Genomic DNA, 6,082 nt, shown 5'->3' on the forward strand with positions numbered 1-6,082 from the left:
CTTTGGCGACTTTAATGCCCCGACAATAAAAACATTAATCAACGTAGCTGGTATGCCAGTGATTGTAAATGACCCGGATTTCAGTCATTTATTACGCATTCAGAGAGAAATTGATAATCTCCCGGATGACTTTGATTTCGATAAATGCGTTATTGTGGCTAACCAAATAATCGAAAGCGATAAGCTCCCAGCTGACGATGCTGAAAAAGCAACTGGTATGAAGGTATCCTGTACTATACCAAGTAAACCGCGTTCCGTTTTTGAAAGCATTAAGGTTGGTATACCGGCTGTTTTGTTCGACCAGGAAATAAAGCAGGCATTTGAGGAATTAGTGGTTAAAGAATTGGCATAAGCTGGTTGAAAGGTGGTGGGCTTGGCTACTGACATCCTCCCACGGGTAAACCCGTGAGAGGATGTCAGTTTGCCGGAACAAAGAAAAATGAGAGAGTAGTAGGTATGGCCTCCTCTCTAATAGAATAGGGGGTATCCAAGAGTAAAGTATTCTTGACCCAAGGTTAGTCTCATGTTAAACTTGTTTTCGGGAGCCAAAAATAACCAAATAGTCCGCAAGCCATGTAAATACAAGGACTTGCGGACTTATTATTTTGCGAGGAGTTGTAGTGTAATTTTAGTGTCTTTTTGTTTTCCCGAAATTTTTTTTGATTTCTTGAAGTGTCATGACTTTTCTGCCAAAATCCGTACCGAAAACAGCATTGCACTCATCCGTGACCTCGTCGGCAAAATCAAACAACCATAAATTTTGATCCAGGTGACTGCATGCTACATTCTGCAGAGTTTCTGTTATCTTGGATATAGTATATTTGCCGCCGAGTCTCATTTCAACGATTCTTGCAATCAAAAGGGCGATAAAGCAGATGAGGAAATGGGCATTGATATGTTCATTGGTACGAAGATATACCGGCCTTGTACCGAGGACGCTCTTAGTTACTTTGAACGATTCTTCTATGCGCCATAGCCCCCTGTACATTTCAATGATATGTTCATCTGCATCGTCAAGCTCGCTGGTCACGATGGCATAATACCCGTCATATTTTTCCTCGTCCTCAATCTTTCTGGTGTCAAGCACAAGGGTCTCTTCTGTGTTCATTATTTCCCCAGTTTCTTTGTCGATTTTGAGATTTTCAATATATCCGGCGGCACCGTAGTCAAATGTACGCCGGTATTTTGCAGGGTTTTCTATCATCCTGACTGCCTTGGCAATTGCTTCTTCCCGTTTATGCTTTGCCCTAGCGGCATATTTTTCACTGTAGAATACAATCCATTTCTGTTCTACGGTTTCTTTCTTTTTGATTTTTTTCTTCCCGATTTGCTTCATCGTCACATTGATTTCTGCATCAGGGACAAGTTTGGACTTTAACTTATAACTGTCCGTGAGATGCCGGTACCCTGTTTCGTCAAGCACCCACTGCTTGAAATTTTCGCTTGCGCCCCTGACGCTTTTGCTGTAAATATACCCATCCCCAAGTACAGTGCTGTAAGCTATATTGTCCCCGCTATTAAGGCCTTTGTCCGCGACTGTTATTATCCGCCGTATGCTGAATTTTTTCTTCACTTCTGTCAGGACTGGCATAAGCGTTTGTGAATCGTGCGTGTTTCCGGGGAACAGTTTATATGATATAGGCAGACCGAGCTTGTCAAGAAGCAGCCCCATTTGGACAATAGGGTCTTTCCTATGTTCTTTCGATGGCCCTTTCTTTCGCAGATCGTCCTGTCTGTCTATTTCGAAGTAATAGTTTGTGACATCATAGTAGACAAGGTCAGTATCTCGTCCATAGTGCGCTGTAACCATTTCGTGAAGATGCTGCTGCAATGCGCCAGAAACCTTGTCAAAATGCGTAAGTGCGTCATAGACATCGTCAAGCGAGAACTTAAAATTGTCAAAAAAATGTTTTTTGTTTAGCACCGACGCTCTTTTTGAGCCTGGGTATAAAAGTCTTGTGTATACAAGCAGGCGCATAATTGCGTCTGTGTTGAAAATGAAGTTTTCGTGCCTGCGTGCATTTTTGAGGAATATATCTATTTCTAGTTCGTGATAAATCTTACTGAAAATGATATACCCGTAATTTTTGCGGTTTGCGTTATTGCGGTCAACTTGGCTGGTCATGTCAATGGTGATGGTCACGCTCTTTGCTGCCTGGCGCTCCTTATCCATTGCCGCCGCGACTGCTGTGAAGTGGGCAATGGGGTCGTCATATTCCTTTTTTAATTCGTCAAGATAGCCAACCTTTTGAACCGTTTTTTGTTTTGACTTTCCTTCCTTGTTCCGGTATCCCTGTACTATGGACAAATATGTCCTGCCTGTCTTCTTCGAGTAGGTTTTTCGTAGATACATATGCGTAGCCCCTTTAAGCTATTCTATCTTATTACACATATTTACACAAAACATATTCGCTAAACCTTGACAAAAAAATTAAGCCCGCAGGCCTTGGCTTCTTTTGTTTTTTGGCTCACATTCTTTTTTCAATGCTTCCGAAAAGACGAGAGTAGTAGGTATGACCTCCTCTCTAATAGAATAGGGGGTATCCAAGAGTAAAGTATTCTTGACCCAAGGTTAGTCTCATGTTAAATTAAACTCAATAGAATACCTAAAATATTAAAATTAGGTATTGTAACTAAATGCTTGAGTCCTTTTAATATCTAGTTATACACTCAAACAATCGGGCATACTTTTTGGAAAGTATTTATTGGGAGAGTGTTTTAATGGATAACCAGAAAAAGGACACCGATACTAAGAGAGGTGAAAGAAAGATGGCCACTCAGCTTCAACCAACACCAACGTTGTATGGTAAAGATGCTATAGAGGTCCTTGAACAAATAAAAAGAAAGCCCACCAAGGATGAAAAAAAAGCTGCAGAGGAAAGAAAAATTTTCTTTGCGCGAATTAAAAAGAAGGGTCTTCGTTAAAAAATATGGACTTCAAATTTGATATTGATAAAATCGAATTGGTTAGGTTGACAGAGAATGAACTTGTCGATCTAACCAATTTTGATTGTGAAGATCTGGAAATGAATAGGTTTTTCCGGGAGGAAGCTTTTACGGAGCAAGAGATGGGCATGAATACAACCATTTTACTTTATTATGAGAGGACCCTTGCAGCTGCATGTTCAATATGTTGCGACGCAATTACTTTAAGCCAAGAAGAAAGAGAAACTGTCGGTATACCATATGCAAAAGTTCCGGCTATTAAGGTTGCTAGATTAGGCAGATCGGCAAAATACAGAAATTTAAAGTTCGGTAAATTTCTAGTGGAATATGTCAAGTCACTTGCTTACGAACTTAACGAAGAAACAGTGGGGGTGAGGTTTCTCACTTTAGATGCTTATCCCCAAAAAGTATCTTATTATCAAGAAGAATTGGGTTTCGTAGTAAATAAAAAAGGAAGAAGACCAAAAGACGAGAAAAGTCCCATAAGCATGAGAGCTGATATCTTTCCAAAATTAGAAAAGTAAATGATTTGAGCCAAAATGGTTTTTTTACCAGCTTTCAAAATCAATTAAAAATATCTAGCCGGGCATTAGCCTGGTGTTTTTATTTACCAGGGGGTGATAACGGGAACCAAAACAGCTGTTCGTGCGTCTAATAATTAAAGCCAAAATTTTCATGGAGGTGTAACAAGCATTGCGTAAACTATTAGCATTTATGGGCCTTATCCTGGTCCTTGCCTTATTGACCATCAACCTACCGTATATAACCCATGCCAACGCACAGGCTTCTCAAACGATTAAGCTGTTTGTAAATGGTACCGAAATCAAACCTGATGTGCCACCTTATATTGATAGCAACACCGTAACTGTAAAAAAAACGCGGAGAACAAATATCTCTCTGATAGTCGGGCAAAGAAAAGCTACCGTTAACGGTAAGACCGAAACCTTAGACGCCGAGGCAGTAATCAAAGGCAGCCGTACAATGGTGCCCCTTCGGTTTGTAAGTGAGGCACTGGGCGCGAAAGTGGAGTGGAAAAACTCTGCTGTATATATTACTGACGATATGGTGCAGCCGGTGGACTATAAGGCAGAGTACGAGAACGCTTCTTCGTTCCAGGGAACGACTTTAAACCCATCGGATTATCCGGGAGCCGGTGGTCAAATACTAAAACAGTGGGGACTAAATAAAGTCCAAACGGTAACGGCAAACCAGATTGAAGAGATGCATGGGATTAAACTGAGTGATGAAACCGCTGTATTGGACTTGAAGGTTAGTGGTGATTCGATTCTTTTAAAAATAGGCAATATCTATGGACATACACAAAATGAAGTAAGAACCCTACTTATTGAAAAAGATAACAAAATAAAGGTAGTGCTCACATAGTTAGGTACGCTGATGATTTTGTCTGCTGTTTTCAATATGAGCATGAGGCTAAACGCTTCTACTACGAGCTTATCAAAAGGTTAGAAAAGTTCAATCTGAACATAGCACCGGAAAAGAGCAAGATTATCGAATTTGGTCTGTTTGCCGCTCGGAACGTCAAGAAACGAGGAGAGAATAAGCCAGAAACATTCGACTTTCTTGGTTTTACCCACTACTGTGGTGTAAGTCAAAACGGTAAGTTCAGAGTAAAGCGGAAAACAAGCAGGAAGAAGTACCAAGGAGCCTTATACAGAATGAAGCAGTGGATAAAAGCTAACCGTACTACTCCTGTAAGTATACTGCTGGAACAAATAAAACCTAAACTCGTAGGATACTACAGGTACTATGGCATCACAGATAATGACCCAATGATACATCGGTATTGGTATGAGATAACAAAACTACTATTCAAGTGGATCAATCGCAGAAGTCAGCGAAACAGCTATACCTGGGAAAAGTTTCTATTGTTGCTCAAAGTTAAACCGCTACCCAAACCGAGAATTTATTTCAATATATTTTCGGCTTAGTAGTGCATAGGCATAAGTGCAAATCTCGAAGTGAGGAGCCGTGTGCGTGAATAGCGCAAGCACGGATCTGTGAGGGTTGTGTGTTCAATTTAACCATGGAGCAAATATTGTGGCACTCCCAGAGGAAACGGGGAGAAACGGTGAAAACAAACCTGCTTCTAAAGTTATAGAGATGCACTTCTACTCGACAATGGTTATGTTGCCAAAGATTATTATGAATCGTAAACATATCCAATTGGTAATACTACATAGATGAGGCCGGGAGGTGTGCCCGACCCAAAATGCAGGCTTTCATCCTGGGAGCACTTCCCGGCCTTCCTTTTAAGGACCCAAGAGAATAGCCCGAAAGCTATGACCCCATAAACTGGCTGCACTCCGGGCCAGACCAAAAAGTTAAACCTCAAAATTTGGCCCGGTGTGCGGACGACACACACAGGCCGCCTAACCACCCACGTTACTTCTGGGCAGCAAGGTGTGGGCGGGACCCGTGGGAATTACCTCAAAGGCCAGCCACATTTTGCCTGGCGGTAGGGAGTATGCTGGAGCCTCTTACCACTAACCCGCGGTTATCCCAAATGTGGTACATTACGGATTCATTGAAAGCTTTATTGAGGAGCTGGGCATCCAGTACAATATTCGCGAAATTGCCTTTGACCGCTGGGGAGCGGTTCAGATGACTCAGAACTTAGAAGGGCTTGGTTTTACGGTGGTACCGTTTGGCCAGGGTTTCAAGGATATGTCCCCGCCTGCCAAGGAACTGATGAAGCTGACCCTGGAATAAAAAATCGCCCATGGCGGTCAGCCGGTTCTGCGCTGGATGATGGATAATATTTTTATCCGCACTGATCCCGCCGGAAATGCTTTTGTCAATTAAAAAAGGGTTCTTCCGCACTTTTGGTGCAAGGAAACCAAGCAACTCCTTCTTGGTCCATTATCACCTTTGTAGTTCGATATATTCCTAAATAGAGCAATTACCTATAGATTGCTAATGTATACTTAATAGGACAATGCTGGTCTTCTTAACGTTATTATGCTAAAATTCTTCCATGAACGAAATATTGAATACCCAAGAACGGCAAATAACTGCTGAAGACATCCAGTTCATTAAAGAACTAATGGACGCTAACCCCTCTTGGCTGCGCACTCGACTATCCAAAGAGATTTGTGCTCTTTGGGACTGGCGAAAT

Annotated in this window: 6 protein-coding genes and 1 pseudogene; 6 read left to right on the top strand and 1 reads right to left on the bottom strand. The window is 41.7% G+C overall.

What is annotated here, in order from left to right; genetic code table 11:
• Positions 1–352: P-loop NTPase family protein (locus H569_RS20815; RefSeq protein ID WP_034631162.1), on the top strand; the 352-nt coding region annotated here is incomplete at its 5' end.
• 276 nt (positions 353–628) lie between these two features.
• On the opposite strand, the gene H569_RS0116750 is transcribed toward H569_RS20815, so the two are convergent.
• Positions 629–2,353 (bottom strand): IS1634 family transposase, encoded by a 1,725-nt coding sequence (locus tag H569_RS0116750; protein ID WP_027365925.1) that lies wholly within the window; start codon positions 2,351–2,353, stop codon positions 629–631.
• 368 nt (positions 2,354–2,721) lie between these two features.
• On the opposite strand from H569_RS0116750, the gene H569_RS0116755 reads away from it, so the two are divergent.
• From H569_RS0116755 to H569_RS20830, 5 genes and pseudogenes are all read left to right on the top strand, one after another.
• Complete coding sequence (locus tag H569_RS0116755; protein ID WP_027365926.1) at positions 2,722–2,925, top strand: hypothetical protein; 204 nt, start codon at positions 2,722–2,724, stop codon at positions 2,923–2,925.
• A gap of 5 nt (positions 2,926–2,930) precedes the next feature.
• Entirely contained in the window at positions 2,931–3,470 is a 540-nt protein-coding gene (locus H569_RS0116760) for a hypothetical protein (protein WP_027365927.1), read from the top strand.
• 169 nt (positions 3,471–3,639) lie between these two features.
• A complete protein-coding gene (locus H569_RS21505) occupies positions 3,640–4,329 on the top strand; it encodes a copper amine oxidase N-terminal domain-containing protein (RefSeq protein ID WP_051273725.1) in 690 nt (229 codons plus the stop codon).
• On the top strand, positions 4,326–4,895 hold the full coding sequence (locus tag H569_RS23740) for a reverse transcriptase domain-containing protein (RefSeq protein WP_407638100.1): 570 nt from the start codon (positions 4,326–4,328) through the stop codon (positions 4,893–4,895). The genes H569_RS21505 and H569_RS23740 overlap by 4 nt, the downstream gene beginning before the upstream one ends.
• 574 nt (positions 4,896–5,469) lie before the next feature.
• A pseudogene (locus H569_RS20830) lies at positions 5,470–5,754 on the top strand (terminase TerL endonuclease subunit); the annotation flags it as partial.
• Positions 5,755–6,082 lie beyond the last annotated feature (328 nt).

The sequence above is a fragment of the Desulfotruncus alcoholivorax DSM 16058 genome (genome assembly GCF_000430885.1).
Taxonomy (GTDB): Bacteria; Bacillota; Desulfotomaculia; order Desulfotomaculales; family Desulfallaceae; genus Desulfotruncus; species Desulfotruncus alcoholivorax.